General features: G+C 61.8%; 13 protein-coding genes. All 13 read left to right on the top strand.

Annotation, left to right across the window (positions count from 1 at the left end; genetic code table 11):
* Positions 1–91: 91 nt before the first annotated feature.
* The 13 genes from PD282_RS21805 to PD282_RS21745 all read left to right on the top strand — a co-directional run bounded on the left by PD282_RS21805 (position 92) and on the right by PD282_RS21745 (position 17,468).
* Positions 92–1,321 (top strand): ParB/RepB/Spo0J family partition protein, encoded by a 1,230-nt coding sequence (locus PD282_RS21805; RefSeq protein WP_274653169.1) that lies wholly within the window; start codon positions 92–94, stop codon positions 1,319–1,321.
* 114 nt (positions 1,322–1,435) lie between these two features.
* A complete protein-coding gene (locus tag PD282_RS21800) occupies positions 1,436–2,224 on the top strand; it encodes a 3'-5' exonuclease (RefSeq protein WP_274653167.1) in 789 nt (262 codons plus the stop codon).
* 219 nt (positions 2,225–2,443) lie between these two features.
* Complete coding sequence (locus PD282_RS21795; protein WP_274653165.1) at positions 2,444–3,193, top strand: IclR family transcriptional regulator; 750 nt, start codon at positions 2,444–2,446, stop codon at positions 3,191–3,193.
* 224 nt (positions 3,194–3,417) lie between these two features.
* A complete protein-coding gene (locus PD282_RS21790) occupies positions 3,418–4,875 on the top strand; it encodes an NAD-dependent malic enzyme (RefSeq protein WP_274653163.1) in 1,458 nt (485 codons plus the stop codon).
* A 397-nt stretch (positions 4,876–5,272) separates the two neighbouring features.
* The gene (gene larB / locus PD282_RS21785) at positions 5,273–5,953 is read left to right on the top strand and encodes a nickel pincer cofactor biosynthesis protein LarB (RefSeq protein ID WP_274653161.1); all 681 of its coding nucleotides are present in this window, start codon (positions 5,273–5,275) and stop codon (positions 5,951–5,953) included.
* Positions 5,950–7,431, top strand: coding sequence for a nickel pincer cofactor biosynthesis protein LarC (gene larC / locus PD282_RS21780; protein ID WP_274653158.1), 1,482 nt, complete (start codon positions 5,950–5,952; stop codon positions 7,429–7,431). Before larB ends, larC begins: the two co-directional genes overlap by 4 nt.
* 277 nt (positions 7,432–7,708) lie before the next feature.
* On the top strand, positions 7,709–8,965 hold the full coding sequence (locus PD282_RS21775) for a nickel pincer cofactor-dependent isomerase, group 22 (RefSeq protein ID WP_274653156.1): 1,257 nt from the start codon (positions 7,709–7,711) through the stop codon (positions 8,963–8,965).
* Between the two features lie 63 nt (positions 8,966–9,028).
* Positions 9,029–10,030, top strand: coding sequence for a 4-hydroxythreonine-4-phosphate dehydrogenase PdxA (gene pdxA, locus PD282_RS21770; protein ID WP_274653154.1), 1,002 nt, complete (start codon positions 9,029–9,031; stop codon positions 10,028–10,030).
* Positions 10,031–10,513: 483 nt separating this feature from the next.
* A complete protein-coding gene (locus tag PD282_RS21765; RefSeq protein WP_274653151.1) occupies positions 10,514–11,521 on the top strand; it encodes a Gfo/Idh/MocA family protein in 1,008 nt (335 codons plus the stop codon).
* A gap of 8 nt (positions 11,522–11,529) precedes the next feature.
* On the top strand, positions 11,530–12,399 hold the full coding sequence (locus PD282_RS21760; protein ID WP_274653149.1) for an aldo/keto reductase: 870 nt from the start codon (positions 11,530–11,532) through the stop codon (positions 12,397–12,399).
* A 30-nt stretch (positions 12,400–12,429) separates the two neighbouring features.
* Positions 12,430–14,580 (top strand): alpha-amylase family protein, encoded by a 2,151-nt coding sequence (locus PD282_RS21755; RefSeq protein WP_274653148.1) that lies wholly within the window; start codon positions 12,430–12,432, stop codon positions 14,578–14,580.
* Positions 14,581–14,754: 174 nt separating this feature from the next.
* Positions 14,755–15,465 carry a cyclase family protein gene (locus PD282_RS21750; RefSeq protein ID WP_274653146.1) on the top strand — a complete coding sequence of 237 codons (711 nt, stop codon included), beginning with the start codon at positions 14,755–14,757 and terminating at the stop codon, positions 15,463–15,465.
* A gap of 218 nt (positions 15,466–15,683) precedes the next feature.
* Positions 15,684–17,468: a family 10 glycosylhydrolase gene (locus PD282_RS21745; RefSeq protein ID WP_274653144.1), complete on the top strand. Its 1,785-nt coding sequence runs from the start codon at positions 15,684–15,686 to the stop codon at positions 17,466–17,468.
* The last annotated feature ends 108 nt before the right edge of the window (positions 17,469–17,576 follow it).

Here is a 17,576-nt window from a genome sequence, read left to right as displayed (position 1 = left end):
AGGAGGAACGTTTCCCGGTCTGCGGTACGTGGTATAATCGTAATATTCCCGCCATGACCGGCGGCATTACGAACGCGAGGAGAGGCACCGAGTGAACATCGTAGACATTCCGATCGACCAAATCGACGAAGACACCGGCCAGCCCCGTTACCGCTTCGATGAAGAAGCGCTTCAGGAGCTCATGCGCAGCATCGGAGAGCTTGGCCTGCTGTCGCCGATAAAAGTAAGGACGGCCGGGAACGGGCGTTATGTCATCATATATGGCAATCGCCGGTATAAAGCCTGCCGGCTGCTGGGAAAAGCGACGATTCCATGCATCGTATCGGCGGCGACGGACGAGACGGATATTTATTTGGAGCAGATTGCCGAAAATTTGACGCGCGAAGGCTTCTCGCCGATCGAGGAGGCGGAAGCGTTCGACAAGCTGCTGAACAATCCGAAATTCAGCAGCTCGGTCAAATATTTGTCCGGTAAGCTGGGTAAACCGGAGTCGTATATCCGCAACAAATGCGAGCTGCTGAAATTCGGCGGCGCGGTGAAAAAGCGGGTCGTGAGCGGAACGGAAATCCGCAAGGACCTGCTGACGGAGGAGCAGCTGCTGCCGCTCAAGGATTTGCCGCTCGAGCATCGCGATCCGCTGGCGCTCATCGCCGCACGGGACGAGCTGCCCGTTAGCGACGTGAAGAAGATCGCCCGCCTCTTCAAGGACAAAAGCATCTCGTCCGGCACGAAGGACAAGCTCTTGTATAAAACGGGACGCGAGCTGCTCGAAACGTGGTCCGTGTTCGAGCAGAACAAAGCGGAGCGCGCCAAGCCGGCTGCGCCGAAGACGGCGAAGGCGCAGCCCGGCGTGCCGGCGGCAGCTCAGCCGCCGGCAACGCCGTCGTCCGCGGGGAATGCCGCGGACGGCGCCGCTTCGGCGCCGGAAGCGCAGCCGGGCGGCGCCGCTTCGGCGCCGGAAGCGCAGCCGGGCGGCGAAGCGCCTGCAGCGCCCGGGCAGGCCGGCGCGGCGGCGCTCCCGCCGGCCGGGCAATCCGCGGCGCCGGGGCGGCAGGGCGGCCCGGCGCCCGGCGGCGCGCCAGAGCCGCTTGGCGGCGGACTGGCCGCGCCGGGAGCCGCGGACGGCGCGCCGGTGCAGGACCGGCTGCGGGAGCTGCTGGCCGCCGCGCAAAGGCGCGATTCGCTGACGCAGGAAGCGGCGCGCCTGATCCGGGCGATGGACGCGGCCGCCCGGGCGGATTTCGTCGCCGGCGTCGACGAGCTGCTTAGGCATTTGGAGCGCGAGCTTGAAGCCTGGCGGCAGGTCAAGAGCCTCGCATGAACGGCATTTAGCTTGGCGGCAGGTCAAGAGCCTTGCCCGGGCGGCATTTAGCTTGGCGGCGTTTTTCTGGTAGAATAGAACACGCGGGTACCAATCAGACGGAGGCCATTTAATTTGGATTATATTATCCTGGATATCGAATTTAACGGACGCAAATTCGCGAGCGATTTGCCGATGGAGGTTATCGAGATCGGAGCGGTCCGGCTGGACGGAGAGCTGCGGCAGAAGGACGAATTTTCCGCCCTCATCAAGCCGGTCTATTTTGCCAAGCTGAACGATTTTATCAAGAAGAAAACGGGCATTCCGCAGGAAGGCATCGACCGTGCGAGCGGCTTCCGTAACGTAATCGGGCAGTTCCTCGAGTGGCTGCGGCAAAGCGACGAGGTGCTGTTCGTGACGTGGGGCGGGGAGGATCTGAAGCGGATCGTGTTCGATACGCGGATGCACAAGCTGGACGACTCGTACTGGATGGCGGCCCGATATTTCGACCTGTTGAAGGGCTACCTTCGTTATAAGAACGTGACGAACGACGTCAGCGTCGAAGCCGCTCTGCAGGATTTGAACATCGTCCAGGAGGGATCGGCGCACCGGGCGCTGGACGACGCGAAAATGACGGCCGAGGTGTTCCGGAAAATATTCGGCTCGCTCGATTTCGAACGGGTGCAGCAGTACAAGGACACGTTCTCTAACGCCAAGGAGCGGCGCATCGTGAAAAATGCCGTCCGGACGCAGCTTTCGCAGAAGCTGGCGCCCTCTTGGGAATGGGTCGTGGAACGTTATTTCAAGGACAAACCGCTGGACAATCCTCGCAAAGAAGCGGAGCTGCAGGAGGTTTTCGCCGCGGAGGTGGCGAAGGCGCAGCAGGCCGCGGCCGCCAAAGCGGCGCGAAGCCCGATCGGTTAGCCGCCGGGGACCGCGTGCCGGACAGAAGAACGGGCAGTCAAGCCGGAGCTTGACTGCCCGTTTTTTTGGTCTGCCTGTTTTTCGCAAACACTATCGTTTTTCGGCGCAGTTGACGTTCGTGGAAGGGTATGATACGATTCGGGAAAATCGATTGTTCATTATGATGAACAATGTTTGAATTGTCGAACCCTATTTTAACGCGTTCAGGAGTGTGCAGCAATGAGTGAAAAGTATTCCGTTCCCGCGCTGGACCGGGCCCATGCGGTGCTGAAGCTGCTGGCGGAGGAGCCATACGTCTGGAAGCTGTCGGATTTGTCGAGGCGGCTCGGCATCAGCAAGAGCACGCTATATTCGCTGCTCAGCACGATGGAGCGGCTGCACTGGGTCGACCGCGACCGCAACGAGACGTATGCGGCCGGCAGCGCCATGGGCGATTTCGGAAGCGCCTACTTCCGCCAGTATGACTTGATCGAACAATTCCGGCGGAACGGGGAGCCGGTCATGCGCCGGCTGCGGGAGTCCGTGCAGCTGGCCAGGCTGGAAGGCGGCGATGTGCAGTATCTCGCCAAAATCGAGGCGCCGACTCCCGTTCAGATGGTGTCGGGCGTCGGCGTGCGTTTTCCCGCGCATGCGACCGGACTCGGGAAATCGCTGCTCGCTTTTCGTCCGGAGGAGGAGGTGCGGGCGGTGCTGCGGGACGAGACGCTGCGCAAGGTGACGGTTCATACGATCGGCTCGCGCGACGCGTTTATGAAGGAGCTGACTGAGGTCCGCCAGAAAGGTTACTCCATGGACCTTCAGGAAGGCGTCATGGGCTTCTGCTGCGTCGCCGCCCCGGTACTAAACCGCAGCGGGGAGGCTGTTGCGGCGGTCAGCTGCTCGATGCCGGTTCACAGCTGGGAAGGCAAGAAAGCGGAAGCGATGCGCGAAATCAAGGCGCTTGCGGATGTGCTGTCGACATCCATGTAATCGAAAGGAACAGGGATAAGTCCCGGATACCGGCGCATGGCCGGCGTCCGGGACTTTTCTATTGCCGGCGCTCCTGCCGGGTGCGGCTCCCGCGGATTCTCCTGAAAAGCGTGCGGCGGCCGCGTCTGCGTATTGACACCGCCCCGGAAACTATGCAAGAATGAATTAAAATCAATATAATAAACAGTGTTCAAAATAATGAACAAAAGGTTGGTGAACGGCAAATGGCTATCAGCACATCCGTTATTTTTCGTATTGAGATGGAACCGGCGAAGGTGCAGTTCGGGGATATCGCGACTGCGGTCAACCGCGCTGGAGGGGACATCGTCGCCGTCGACGTCATCCGCGCTTCGCGCGAAACGGCGATTCGCGACATTACCGTGGAGCTGAACGTCGACGCTTACGACCGGCTTGTCGCCGCCGTCAGGGCGCTGCCGGGCATCCGCATTTTGCACGAATCGGACAGTACGTTTCTGGCGCATCTCGGCGGCAAAATTCAAGTAACGCCGAAGGCGCCGATCAAGAACCGGGAGGACCTGTCAAGGGTGTACACGCCGGGCGTCGCCCGGATTTGCGCGGCGATTCAGGAGGACCCTTCCAAGGCATATACGCTGACGGCCAAGCGCAACACGGTCGCCATCGTCACCGACGGGACGGCCGTGCTCGGGCTCGGCGACATCGGACCGGAGGCTTCGATGCCGGTCATGGAAGGCAAAGCGATGCTGTTCAAGCAGTTCGCCGATGTGGACGCGTTTCCGATTTGCCTCGCCACGAAGGATACCGACGAGATCGTGCGGATCGTAACGGCGATTGCGCCGACGTTCGGCGGCATCAATCTGGAGGACATCGCTTCGCCGCGCTGCTTCGAGATCGAGCGCCGGCTGCAGGAGCAGCTCGACATCCCGGTTTTCCACGACGACCAGCACGGCACCGCGGTCGTGCTGCTAGCCGGTCTGCTTAACGCGCTGCGGCTCGTCGGCAAACGGGTCGAGGATATTTCCGTCGTCGTCTGCGGCGTCGGCGCGGCCGGCGTCGCCTGCATCGAAATTTTGCTCGCCGCCGGCGTGCGCGAGCTCGTCGCGGTCGACCGCGACGGCGCGCTTGCCGCAGGCGAAACGTATCAGCATCCGGCGCACGAGCGTATTGCGGGAATGACCAATTCCGGCTGCAAGAAAGGCCCGCTGTCGGACGTGATCGAGGGAGCCGACGTTTTTATCGGCGTATCCCGGGCGGGCGTGCTGACGGCGTCCGATATCGGCCGCATGGCGAAGGATCCGATCGTGTTCGCGATGGCGAATCCCGAACCGGAGATCGATCCCGAAATCGCCGAGCCGCTCGTCGCGGTGCTGGCGACGGGACGCAGCGACCTGCCGAACCAGATCAACAACGTGCTCTGCTTCCCCGGCATTTTCCGCGGCGCGCTCGACTGCCGGGCGTCGTGCATCAACGAAGAGATGAAGCTGGCGGCGGCGCAGGCGATCGCGTCCATCGTCACGGACGAAGAGCTCGATAAACAGTATATTATTCCGAGCATTTTTAATGAGAAGGTCGTGCAGCGGGTGCGGGAGGCGGTGATCGCCGCGGCGCTGCGCACGGGTGCGGCGAAGCGGATGCCTCCTGAGGCGCAGCAGTCCCAGGCCGATTTCAGGCAGACGGCCCAGAGTTCCGGCCGGAGAGCATAGTTCTTTTTGACGAGCCGCGCGAATGGCGTTGCAGGCCGGGCAAAAGGGGAGTAAACTATGACGCATCGAGACTAATGGGCTTAGCAGCGCTGCCGCAGGCTGCCGGTTCGCCGGCAGCCGGTCTTTTGCCGTCGACATCGGCGAAAAGATGGACATGCGGCGGCTGTCGAAGGAACAGGGACTGCCGCGTAAACGTGCGCGGCGGCAAACGCCGCCGCTTGCGAACATCAGCAAGGCGAAGGAGCTTCTTCTTCAGCGGCGTTTCGCCCGGTTCGCCGGTTATGCCGTATAACGGCATGAACCGCTGCCGGCGGACGCGGCGGCCCGTTCCGGGCAAGCAGCCCGAAGAGCCGCTTTCGGCGGCTTTCGGGGCCCGGGTAACGAGAGGAGGAGTCTCGTGTCATCATTTGAAGAGCTTGGTTTTTCCAAAGTGGATACCGACCGCGAAGCGCGCACCGGTCACCCCGAAGTCGTATTCGGGCAGCGCAAAACCCCTGAGCAGATTGCGGCGATCGTCGAGCGGCTGGTCGGACGGCACGGCCGTGCGCTGGTCACCCGCGCAGAGCGGCCTGCCGCCGATGCCGTTCAGCGGCTGTTCCCGGAAGCTGTCTACGATGAAGTTTCCGGTATCGTATCAATCGGCCGCAGTCCGGTGGAGCTGCCGGGCAAAGTGCTCGTCCTGACCGGCGGAACGACGGACATTCCGGTTGCCGAAGAAGCGGCCAGAACGGCGGATTGGATGGGCTGTACCGTCGGCCGCATCTATGATGTCGGCGTAGCCGGCATCGACCGGCTGCTGAGCTTCCGGGAAGAAATTCAGGCGGCCAGCGTGCTGATCGTGGCTGCCGGGATGGAGGGAGCGCTGGCCAGCGTAACCGCCGGGCTCGTCCGCAGACCGGTCATCGCGGTACCGACCTCGGTCGGCTACGGCGCCCATTTTCAGGGACTGACACCGCTGCTCGCCATGCTGACCTCCTGCGCAGCCGGCGTATCGGTCGTCAATATCGATAACGGCTTCGGCGCCGGCTACAACGCGGCGATGATGCTGCAGCTGGCCAAGGAGGTACATTCCGGATGAGGCTGCTGTATTTGGATTGTTTTGCCGGTATTGCCGGGGACATGACGCTGGCCGCTCTGATCGATTTGGGCGCCGATCCCGCTTACATCGCCGAGGAGCTGCGGAAGCTGCCGATCGATCCATTCAGTATGGATACGACGCGGGTTGTCAAGCAGGGCATTTCCTCCCGGCTGTTGAAGCTGGAAATTGGCGGAGGCGTCGAAAATCCGGCGGCTCGCGGCCACGATCACGATCATGACGGGCATCATCACCACGAGCACGGCCATGATCACGATCATGACGGGCATCATCACCACGAGCACGGCCATGATCACGATCATGACGGGCATCATCACCACGAGCACGGCCATGATCACGATCATGACGGGCATCATCACCATGAGCATAGCCATGACCACGATCATGATGGGCATCATCACCATGAGCACGGCCATGAGCACGATCATGACGGGCATCATCTTCATGCGCACAGCCATGATCACGATCATCACCACCGCAGAGCGTCGGATATTTTGCGGATGATCGAACAGAGTGCGCTGCCTGCCCGGGTAAAGGAGCGCAGCATCGCCATTTTCAAGCTCATCGCCGTGGCGGAAGGCCGCGTGCATGGCGTTTCGCCCGAAACGGTGCATTTTCACGAGGTTGGGGCGATGGATTCGATTATCGACATCATCGGCGTCTGCCTCGCGCTTGAGCAGCTGGACGTAGACGTCTGCATGGCGGCCCCCGTTCCCGTCGGACACGGGCGAATCCGTATCGCGCACGGCGTATACCCCGTCCCGGCGCCTGCGGTGGCGGAGCTGCTGAAGGACGTGCCGCTGGCTGATTTCAGCGCGAGAGGCGAGCTGACGACGCCGACGGGAGCGGGCATTTTAAAAGCGCTTGCAGTCCGGTTCGGCCCGATCCCGGCCGGTAAAATGACCGGCATCGGCTACGGCGCGGGCCGCAAAGATTTCGAGCATCCGAACGTGCTGCGGGCGATTCTGATGGATGTGGAGGACGCGCCGCGGCCAGTCGGCCAGTCAGCCGCCCACGACGCGCTTCGGGAGCGGATCGCAATTCTGGAGGCGCAGGTCGACGACATGACGGGAGAAGCGGCCGGCTTCGCGATGGAGCGGCTGTTCGAGGCGGGAGCGCTCGACGTGTATTTGACGCCGGTTTATATGAAGAAGAACCGCCCCGCAACGCTGATCACCGTCCTGTGCGCCGAGCCGTCCGCCGTACGTCTCGAAGCGGTGCTGCTGCGCGAGACGACCACGCTCGGCGTGCGCAGCCGGACGGCGGACCGCACCGCGCTGCGGCGGAATATCGTCGAGGCGCAGACGCCTTACGGCACGGTCCGGGTCAAGCAGGCGATCATGAACGGCGCCGTCATTCGCGAAATGCCGGAATTCGAAGATGCGGCCGCGCGGGCGCGCGCGAGCGGCGTTCCGCTCGCCGACGTGATGAACGCGGCGATAAACCGGGAAAACCGCTGACCGCAAGACGCTTTGCAGCGAGCTGTAACAGTGCCTCCCCTCGGCCGAAAGGCACGCATGTTCGCGAGGAACAAACCGGGCATAAAATCCCTGATTTCTCTCCTCAAGGCAGCGAAATAGGCGTCCGGCCGCATCTATGACCGGTCAGACCAAACGCCGTCACCGCGGACAAACTGTCCGCCGGGGCGGCGCTTACCGCCGGCCCGGAAATCTTTTCCGGGACCGGCCATCAAGCGTTATAATGAGATCAACATGTAAAAAAGAAGGAGGCCCCAGCGTGATATTGCCGAACATGATTAAAATCTCCCGGCGCTTTCATACGCCGGCGATTGACAATATCGAGGCCGAGATTGCGAAGGAGCTGGCGAAGCCCGAAATCGCCCGACGGATTCGGCCCGGCGCGCGGATTGCGATAACGGCGGGCAGCCGCGGCGTTTCCGGCATCGGCCGGATCATTGCCGCAATCGTTGCGGAGCTGAAGCGGGCCGGAGCCGAGCCGTTCATCGTGCCGGCGATGGGCAGCCACGGAGGCGCGACGGCGGAAGGGCAGGTCGAGGTGCTGGAAAGCCTCGGCGTAACGGAACGGCTGTGCGGCGCGCCGGTCATAAGCTCGATGGACACCGTGGAGATCGGAAAAACGCCGGGCGGCATCGCCGTCCACATGGACCGCCACGCCTCCGAAGCTGACGGCGTCATTCTCGTCGGCCGCATCAAGCTTCATACCGATTTCAAATCGCCGATTGGGCTCGAAAGCGGACTGATGAAAATGGCGTCCATCGGTCTGGGCAAGCACAAGGAGGCGCTGCTGCTTCATTCTTACGGCGTGCACGGCATTCGGGACATTATGCCGGAGGTCGGCCGGGTCGTCCTCGGCTCGGGCCATATTCTTTTCGGCCTCGGGATCGTCGAGAACGCGGCGGAGCAGACCGCCATCCTGGAGGCGATCGAGCCGGAGAGGATCGAGGAGCGGGAGCGGGAGCTGCTGGCCGTATCCATGGAGCTGTACCCGCGTTTGCCGGTTGAGGAGCTGGATATCCTGTTCGTCGATAAAATCGGAAAAAACTACAGCGGCACGGGCATGGATACGAATACGATCGGACGCATGCGCATTCAGGGCACGCCCGAGCCGGAGTCGCCGCGGATCAAATACGTCATCGCCGGCGATTTGAGCGAGGAGTCGCACGGCAACGCCCTCGGCATCGGCCTTGCCGACCTAACGACGGCGCGGCTGGTCGATAAAATCGACCGCAAAGTGATGAACGAGAACGTCATCACCAGCTCTTTTCTGGCCAGAGCGTCCGTACCGATCGTGCTGGATAACGATCGCGAAGCGCTTCTTACGGCGCTGCGGTCGACGTGGAACGTCGCGCCCGAGCGGGCCCGCATCGCCCGGATTTTCAGCACGCTGCACCTGGAGGAGCTGTACGTCTCGGAGTCGGTCTACGAAGAGATCCGTTCGATGCCGGACATCCGGCCGGCGGGCGAGCTTTCCCCATTTGCGTTCGATCCGGACGGCAACCTGCTGCCGTTCTGACTGAAGGCGGGCGGCTTCGGCACATGCTCGCGACATTCGGCAGCTTTAAGGAGGAATTTCAACATGAAACCGGTCATCGGCATTACAATGGGCGATGCCGCAGGCGTCGGGCCTGAGGTTATCGTCAAGGCGCTCGCTTCGGGAGAGACGTTTGAGCTGTGCCGGTCCTTCGTCATCGGCGACGCGGGCATTCTGGAGCGGGCGGTCCGGATTACAGGCGCGGACGTAACGGTTCGCAGAATCGGGTCGCCCGGCGAAGCGCTTTTCGAACGAAACGCGATCGATTGCCTTGACTTGGGCCTGCTGCCGGCAGACCTGCCGTTCGGCAAGCTGAGCGCGCAGGCGGGCGACGCCGCGTTCCGCTTTATCGCAAAAGCGGTGGAGCTTGCTCTTGCGGGCGAAATCGACGCGATTTGCACGGCGCCGCTGAACAAGGAAGCGCTGCGCATGGGCGGCCATCATTACCCGGGCCATACGGAAATCTTGGCGGACCTGACCGGGACCGAAGATTATTCGATGATGCTCGCAACACCCAATCTGCGCGTAATCCATTTGACGACGCATGTGGGACTGATCGAGGCCATCAGCCGGATCAACCCCGAGCGGACGTACAAGGTGATCAAGCTGGCGCACGAGACGCTGGAAAAGGCGGGGTATCCGCAGCCTTCCATTGCGGTGTGCGGCATTAACCCGCATGCCGGAGAGAACGGCTTGTTCGGCAACGGCGAAGAGGAAGAAAAGCTCGTTCCCGGAATTGAACGCGCCCGCGCCGAAGGGGTGAACGTGACCGGGCCGTATCCGGCCGATACGCTGTTTTACCGCGCGGCCAGAGGAGACTTCCAGATGGTCGTCGCCTGCTACCACGATCAGGGCCATGCGCCCGTCAAGGTGCTGGGAATCGAAGCGGGCGTCAACATTACGGTCGGCCTGAAGGGCGGCGTGATCCGCACCTCGGTCGATCACGGCACCGCCTTCGATATCGCGGGGAAAAATATCGCCGACGAGCGCAGCATGACCGCGGCGATCCGTTTCGCGGCGGATTTGGCGCCCAAGCGGAAAGGCTGAGCTTCAGCCGGGGCACCGGACGAGAAGCCTTCCGGCCTTCGACGGTTCCGGAAGCCTGATGATTCGCGCAAAGCCGGCCGGCACCATCTGCGGCGGTCCGGCATGCGGCGCTTGACCGGCGGCCCGGGCAGCTAACGCCTGACTGCGCCCGGCAAGCACCGCCGGAAGCGATGCAGCCGGCACACGTGAAGGACAAGCCGGAGAACCTTCGCCTAAGCCCGGTGCCGCGCGAAGCCTTCCGGCCTTCGACTGTGCTGGAGGCCGGATGACTCGCGAGGAGCCGGGACGCCTACCGGCGTACCGGAACGGTTCCCGCTGCTTTCCAATAAACGCGCTCCCACAGCTGCGGCGGCATATTAGGGCTTCCCCGATCAGGGGTGGAGGCTGAAGGCCCGTATTGGGCCAAAATCGGCGTGCGAATTGCATATTCGTCCGGTTGGCGGCGTGATTTTCTGCATTTCCTAACGAACGGGAGGTTGAAAGATGAGCCGGAAGGTGAAATTGGGCATCATCGGGTGCGGCGGCCATATGTTCGAGTTTTTGTACAATACGCTGAAATGGGCGCCGCCGGTCACGACGGCCGCCGTCTGCGATGCGGACGAAGCGCGTCTGGAACGTTTCGCAAGCGTTTACAACGTGCCGGGCCGCTACATGGACTACAACGAGATGCTGGCCAAGGAATCGCTCGACGCGGTTCTGATCGCCATCAATGAGACGGTGCATTACGATGCGGCCAAGGCGGCCATGCTGGCTGGCGCGCACGTCTTCGTCGAGAAAACGCCGGCGATGAATACGCAGCAGGCGCTGGAGCTGGCCGACACCCAGCGGCGGACCGGCCGCTACACAATGGTGGGCTTTAACCGCCGCTATATGACGGCTTACGCGATGGCCAAAGAAATTTCGTCGCGTTCCGAATTCGGCGGCATCCGGATGTACCAGTCGCATTTCAACACGTCGCCTTACCGCGACGAAGCCTTTTTCAAAATCAACCACGTCATTCACCACATCGATCTGGCCCGGTTTATGCTCGGCGAAATCCGTTTAACGCACGTCGAGCGCGTATCCCTGAGCGAGCGTATGGTTGGTTTTGCGATTTCGCTGCGGTCCGAGGGCGGGGCTATCGGTACGATCCAATCCGGCTCGCTGCTCGACGAGCTGTACCCGATGGAGCGGCTGGAGCTGATCGGCAGCCGCCGGAATATCGTCGTCGATAACGTGAAAAGCCTTGTTTATAACCGCCCGCCGGTCGAACGCAAGGACAAATTTCAGCCGTTTACGCTGGCCGAAGGCGGCGACGCGCTCGTCTGGAATCCGAGTCACGGCTTTTATCCGCGTATTTCGTACCATGGCTACGAGGATGAAATTCACCATTTCATCAGCGCCGTTGCGGAGAACCGCAAACCGGAGCCGTGCATCGACGACTCGGTCGAAACGATGCGGCTGCTCGATCAATTGGAAGCGCTTCTATTAACCGCAGAGCAGGGAGTGTGAGCGTCGGCATGGAGTATACCTTACTTGGACGCACAGGCGCGACCGTCAGCCGGATCGGCTATGGCGGCGCGGCCGCCGGGCTGAAAAATTATTTGCACGCCTTCGATCCGCAAAACCCGGATGACCGTCGGGGCATTCTCGAATCGGTCGAGGCCGCGCTGGATGAAGGGATCAACTATTTCGACACCGCCCCGGGCTACGGCAGCGGGCAGAGCGAGGAGCTGCTCGGGGAGGCGCTCGCGGGCGTAACGGAAGCGGGCGGCCATCCGCTCTTCGTTTCGACGAAGGCCGGCTACCACAGCCGCTCGGAGCTGCGCGCCTCCGTGGAGGCGAGCCTGAAGCGGCTGCGCCGTAAACACCTCGATCTGCTGCAAATTCACGGCGATACGATCCGTCCGGAGCAGGTGGACGATATTTTGCGGGAAGGCGGCATGGCCGACGAGATGAACCGCCTGAAGGAAGAGGGGCTTGTCCGTCATATCGGGTTTACGAGCGAGGACAACAATGAAGCCGTCTACCGGTTTATCCGCAGCGGCAGGTTCGATACGGCCCAGCTGTGCTATAACTTTATTTTCCAGCACCCGTACGAGCCGAGCCGCTCCTTCGGAACGCTGCTGGAGGCCGAGCGGGCGGGCCTCGGCATCCTGACGATGCGTACGCCGACCTCGGGGACGTTCCAGCGCTGGATTCAAATGGTCAATCCGGCCAACACGTTCGATTACACGCCCGCGCTCATCCAGTTCGTGCTGTCCAACCCGCTCGTCGATGTGGCGCTGATGGGAATGCGGGACGCCGAAATCGTGCGTCAAAACGCCGCGATCTGCCGCGATGCCGCCGGGCGGATCAGCCTGGACGAGCTGCACCGCCGTTATGTCTGACCATTTTTCCGATAAGGAGCGAATGAAGCGATGACGGAATCCATGTGGTACCGGAAGCAGCTGCGCATTCTGCAAACCGTGCTTCGCGAGCCGGACGCCGCCGGCTACGACGCGAAGGCGGTCGCCGATTACCTGGAGCGGATTCATGCCAACTGCATTGTCGTCAACGGCGGAGGCATCGTCGATTTTTTCCGCCACGATCTGTTCGGCGCCAATCCGAATCCGTTCATGACGGACGAGGATATCCTGAAGGATTTGACCGAAGCGTGCCATGCCAAAGGGATCAAGGTTGTGGTACGGGTCGATTTTCGCGGCGTGGACAAAAGAATCTACGAGCTGCGGCCCGACTGGTTCGGCGTCAACGCCGACGGGGAGCCGATGATCCGCGACAACCCGCTGCACGCGGCCATTTTCCAGCCCTGCTATCAAAGTACGTACCGCAACGAGCATGCCTATGCGTTTATCGACACCTTGTTCCGGCAGTACGACATTGACGGCATTTGGGAAAATTCATATACCCAGTCGGGAATCTGCTACTGCAAAAGCTGCGCCGACCGCTACCGCCGCGAGACCGGCAAGGAGCTTCCGCGAGGCGGCGATTTTCTGGACAGCCTGTATGATGAATACCGCGTCTGGAAGGCGGCCTGCGTCGAGGAGCACCTGCGCGATTGCCGGGCGGTCGTGAAGAAATACGGCGAGGATAAAGCGTACTCAGCCGAAATATTCGGCCTGTATCACGATCTGTTCAAATCGACCGGCCACGATTTATATGCGATTCGCGATCATTTCGACTTCCTCGTGACGCCGCTGTTTACGGCCGATCACCAGCCGCTGAACGGACCGTCGACGCTTATCAAATTTTTGCACAGCCTGGCCCCGGACAAAACGCCTGTCATGCTGTTCGGCCACCTGGGCACGAACAACAATCTGCGGTATGTTTCCTCCCCGGCGCAGGAGACGCGGCTGTGGATGTGGGAAGCGGTCAGCGCCGGCGGCTCGTTCTGGAACGTCGTCTTCAACGGCCAGCACCCGGCGGCGACGTACGACCGCCGAAACGCGATGCTGTGCGCCGATATTTTCGCCTACATGGAACGGAACGAAGACGTGCTGACGGCGCAGGATACCGTTCCCGACGTGACGGTGCTCTATTCGCGGGCGACGAACGGCGCGCTCGGCCATGCCGACCGCAGCAAGGACGGATACATGACGCACCTGATGGGGCTTGAGCAGACGCTGACCGACCGCCGCATCCAGTACCGGCTGCTGACCGACGACAAGCTGACCGACGAGGCGCTTGCCGAGACGGGCGTGCTCCTGCTCGCCAACGCCGCCTGCCTGTCGGATCGGGAGGTCGAGCTGATCCGCCGTTTCGTCCGGGGAGGAGGAAAGCTGCTTGCTACGCATATGACGTCGATGCGGCGCGAGGACGGCTCGCTTCGGCCCGATTATGCGCTTGGCGACGTGTTCGGCGTTACTTATACCGGCATCGTCAAGGACCATTCCGTCTATGGTTATCAGCGCGTCAAGGAGTTTCATCCCGTGCTGACAAAAGGCTTCGAGGATACGGAGCTGCTGGCGGGCTGGGGGCCGCAGGCACTCGTCCGGCTGAACGCCGATACCGCGCGGTCGATCGCGACGTACGTGCCGCCGATTTTCCCGCAGCCGCCGGAGCGCTCGTGGCTCCGCAGCTACGAGACCGAATATCCGACGCTCGCAATCAACCGCTTCGGCGAAGGCGAATCGCTGTTTTTCCCTTACGGGGTGGACCGCAATGTATGGGTACACGGCCACGGCGACTTTGCCGGGCTGATCGCAAACGCTGTCGAGTACCTGCTGAAGGGCAGGCGCAGGGTAAGCACGAATGCGCCGTCCAGCGTCCATTTCAGTTTGACTCGCAGCGGCGCCGAGCCGGGCGCTTACGTGCTGCATGCCGTGAATACGACCTCGCTGCCGCGCCGGCCGATACTGGAAACGGTGCCGGTGTCCGGGATCGAAGCGGAGCTGACGCTGGACGGCGCAAGTGCAGCCGAAATCCGCGGCTTGTTTGCCGACGGAGACGGGGACGCGCCGGTCGAATCGTCCTGGAAGCCTTCGGCGGAGGCCGGGAAGATCGCGGTTACGATTCGGTTTCCACAAATCAAGGAATACGCCGGCATTTACATCCGCACAAGCATTTCGTAAAGTCTTGCGGTGAATGCGGCTTCATGCTAGTTTGAAGGTAGCCGCCGTTGTCCGCGTTTTGCCGGCCGCAGCCGCTTTCGGAAAGCGGCCGCGGCCGGGCCGGGTCCGTAGCGGCGAAATGAATGTGCATCCTGCATACATCCCATTTTCGAAAAAGGAGGCGTCAACCGCTTCATGTCCAAAGCCAGCCAATTGTCGGCGCTTTTATCGTCCATGAAGGTGATCGATTTATCCCAGACGCTCGAAGAAAATATGCCCGTCGTCGAATCGCATTCCCGCTATTATCATACGCTGATCGATTCGTTCGAGACGGGGAGCATTGCGCTTGCCTATCAGCTGTTGATCGGCGAGCACTGCGGAACGCATATGGACGCAACGGCCCATTTTATCCACGAAGGACATCCGGCCCACCGCTATATGGACGAAACGCCGGTAGAGCATTTTTTCGGAAGGGCGCTGACGCTCGATTTCTCGCATTACACCGAGACGAATGCGGTTACGCCGGGCGAAATCGAGCGGTGGGAACGGGAAAACCAGCCCATTCGCCAGGGTGACATCGTCTTGTTCCGCTTTGGGTGGGACCGCTATTGGGTGCCGCGGACGGTGAGCCGCGACTACAGCCGGAAGTGGCCCGGCATTACCGGCGAAGCGGCGGAGCTGCTTGTCGCCCGCGGCGTGAAGACGGTCGGCTGCGACGCGATCGCGATCGACGGAAGCAAGGCGCCCGAATCTCCGGCGCACTACGCGCTGCTCGGCAATGGAGTCAATATTGTCGAAAACCTGACGAACCTGGACCAAATTGTCGGCGAGTCCGTCGTCTTCATCGCCCCGCTGAAAGTGAAAACGGGCTCCGGCGCGCCGATGAGGGCGCTCGCGTTCGTTTAACGGATCGCCGTCTATTACGCAGGGCCGACGGTATCATCGTCATCGTCTCGAATGGCAGCCGTCACGATATCCTCCGGCTTCAGGGCCGCCCGCTTCAGCTGCGGGCGGCTGATTTTTTTTCTCCGGCGAGCAACTAACGTGCCGTTTTCGGCGTCTACTCTATCAGGATCTGATCGAACAGAAGGGTAAACGCACGAGATTGCAGGGGGGAGACGACCATGAAATTCGTCAAATGGGCGGTTACGGCGGCGGTGCTCGTCATGAGTCTGCTGGCGGCGATTGCGCCCGCCGCTGCCGCTGCGGACCGGCCGATCGGCATTTATTTGGACAACCGAAAGCTTGCGAGCGATGTCGATCCGTTTATTATACCGAAGGTGAATCTGACGATGGTCCCGCTGCGCGTGATCAGCGAAGGAATCGGCGCAAGCGTTTTCTGGTCGCAGCAGACGAAAACCGTGACGACCGAAAACGCGGACACGACGATCAGCCTCACAGCCGGGGCGTCCGCCGGAACGGTCGGCGGCGTGTCCATCCCGCTCGCCGCCTCCGTTCAGAACGTGCGGGGCCGGATTATGGTGCCGCTTCGATTCGTGGGCGAGCAGCTCGGCCTGCAGGTCGACTGGAACGGGACGGCCCGCACAATCGCGCTGACGTCGAATGGAGGCGGCATTCCCCCGGCGAGCGGAGCCGGGACGGGAAGCGCGGGCGGGGCATCCGGCTCGCCGGGCAGCGGAGACGGCAGCGGCGGCTCGCTGCCGGGTGCAGGAGACGGAAGCGGCAGCCTGCCGGGTTCGGCCGGGGGCGGCGCCTCGCCGGGCTCTGATCTGCCGGATGGAACGAGCGTGCCGCCTGGGGCCGGCGATAACGGCGGAACGCTGCCAGGCTCCGGAACCGTTCCGGCAGCCGGCGGCTCCTTGAGGGGAGCCTGGGTATCGACCGTGTTCAATCTGGACTGGCCGTCCGCGCCTTCCTATGGAAATCCGCAGCGGCAGGAGCAGGAATTCGACTCCCTGCTGGACGATCTGCAGGGAATGGGACTGAACGCCGTGTTTGTCCAGGTTCGGTCTGTAGGCGATGCGCTCTACCCGTCATCGCTGGTGCCGTGGTCGAAGTTTCTGACGGGCACGCAGGGGAAAGACCCCGGCTACGATCCGCTCGCCTTCATGATCGCGGAAACGCATAAGCGGGGCATGCAGTTCCACGCCTGGTTCAACCCGTTCCGGGCCAATACCGACACTTCCACCGATAAGCTGGCGCCTAACCAAGTCGCGAAGCTGCATCCCGATTGGATTGTTGCGTCGGGCGGCGCCCTGTACATCAACCCCGGCATACCGGCGGCGCGGCAGCAGATCATCGACGCAATTATGGAGGTCGTGGCGCGCTACGATATCGACGGCGTTCATCTGGACGATTATTTTTATCCGACGAACGGGACGTTTGGCGACGACGCCGCTTACCAAACGTATAACGCCGGCCGTTTTTCGAACAAAGGCGACTGGCGCAGGGACAACATCAACCAGTTCGTGCAGAAGCTCGGCGAATCCATCCACAGCCTTAAGCCGGCGGTCAAGTTCGGAATCAGCCCCTTCGGCGTCTGGCGCAATAAGTCCGCCGACCCGACCGGGTCGGATACGAAGGCGGGCGTGACGTCCTATGACGACATGTACGCCGATGTGCGGACCTGGATCCGCAGCGGCTGGATCGATTATGTGATGCCGCAAATTTATTGGAGCCTGTCCTTCGGCGCGGCGCGGTACGATACGCTCGTCGACTGGTGGGCGAATGAAGTGAAAGGGACGGGCGTCTCGCTCTACATCGGCCATTCACCGTACAAGCTGGGTACCGCGGAAGCGGGCTGGCAGGATGCCCATGAAATCATCAATCAGCTGGCGTATAACAAGCTGCATCCGGAGGTCGCGGGCGATGTGTTCTACAGCGCCAAGGACTTGCGGAAAAACCCGCTCGGCGTCGCCGATTTACTGCGCGCTTATTACGGGGGATAACCGGATACGGGCAGCAATTGCGGAAGCCCGCATGGCTCCGAAGCCGGTTTTTTCTGAGCCCGTATGGCTCCGATGACGGTTGCTTTCGAAACCCGTTATGGCTCGGAA

This window comes from Paenibacillus humicola (assembly GCF_028826105.1).
GTDB lineage: Bacteria > Bacillota > Bacilli > Paenibacillales > Paenibacillaceae > Paenibacillus_Z > Paenibacillus_Z humicola.
This window is presented reverse-complemented; position numbering and strand designations above follow the sequence as displayed.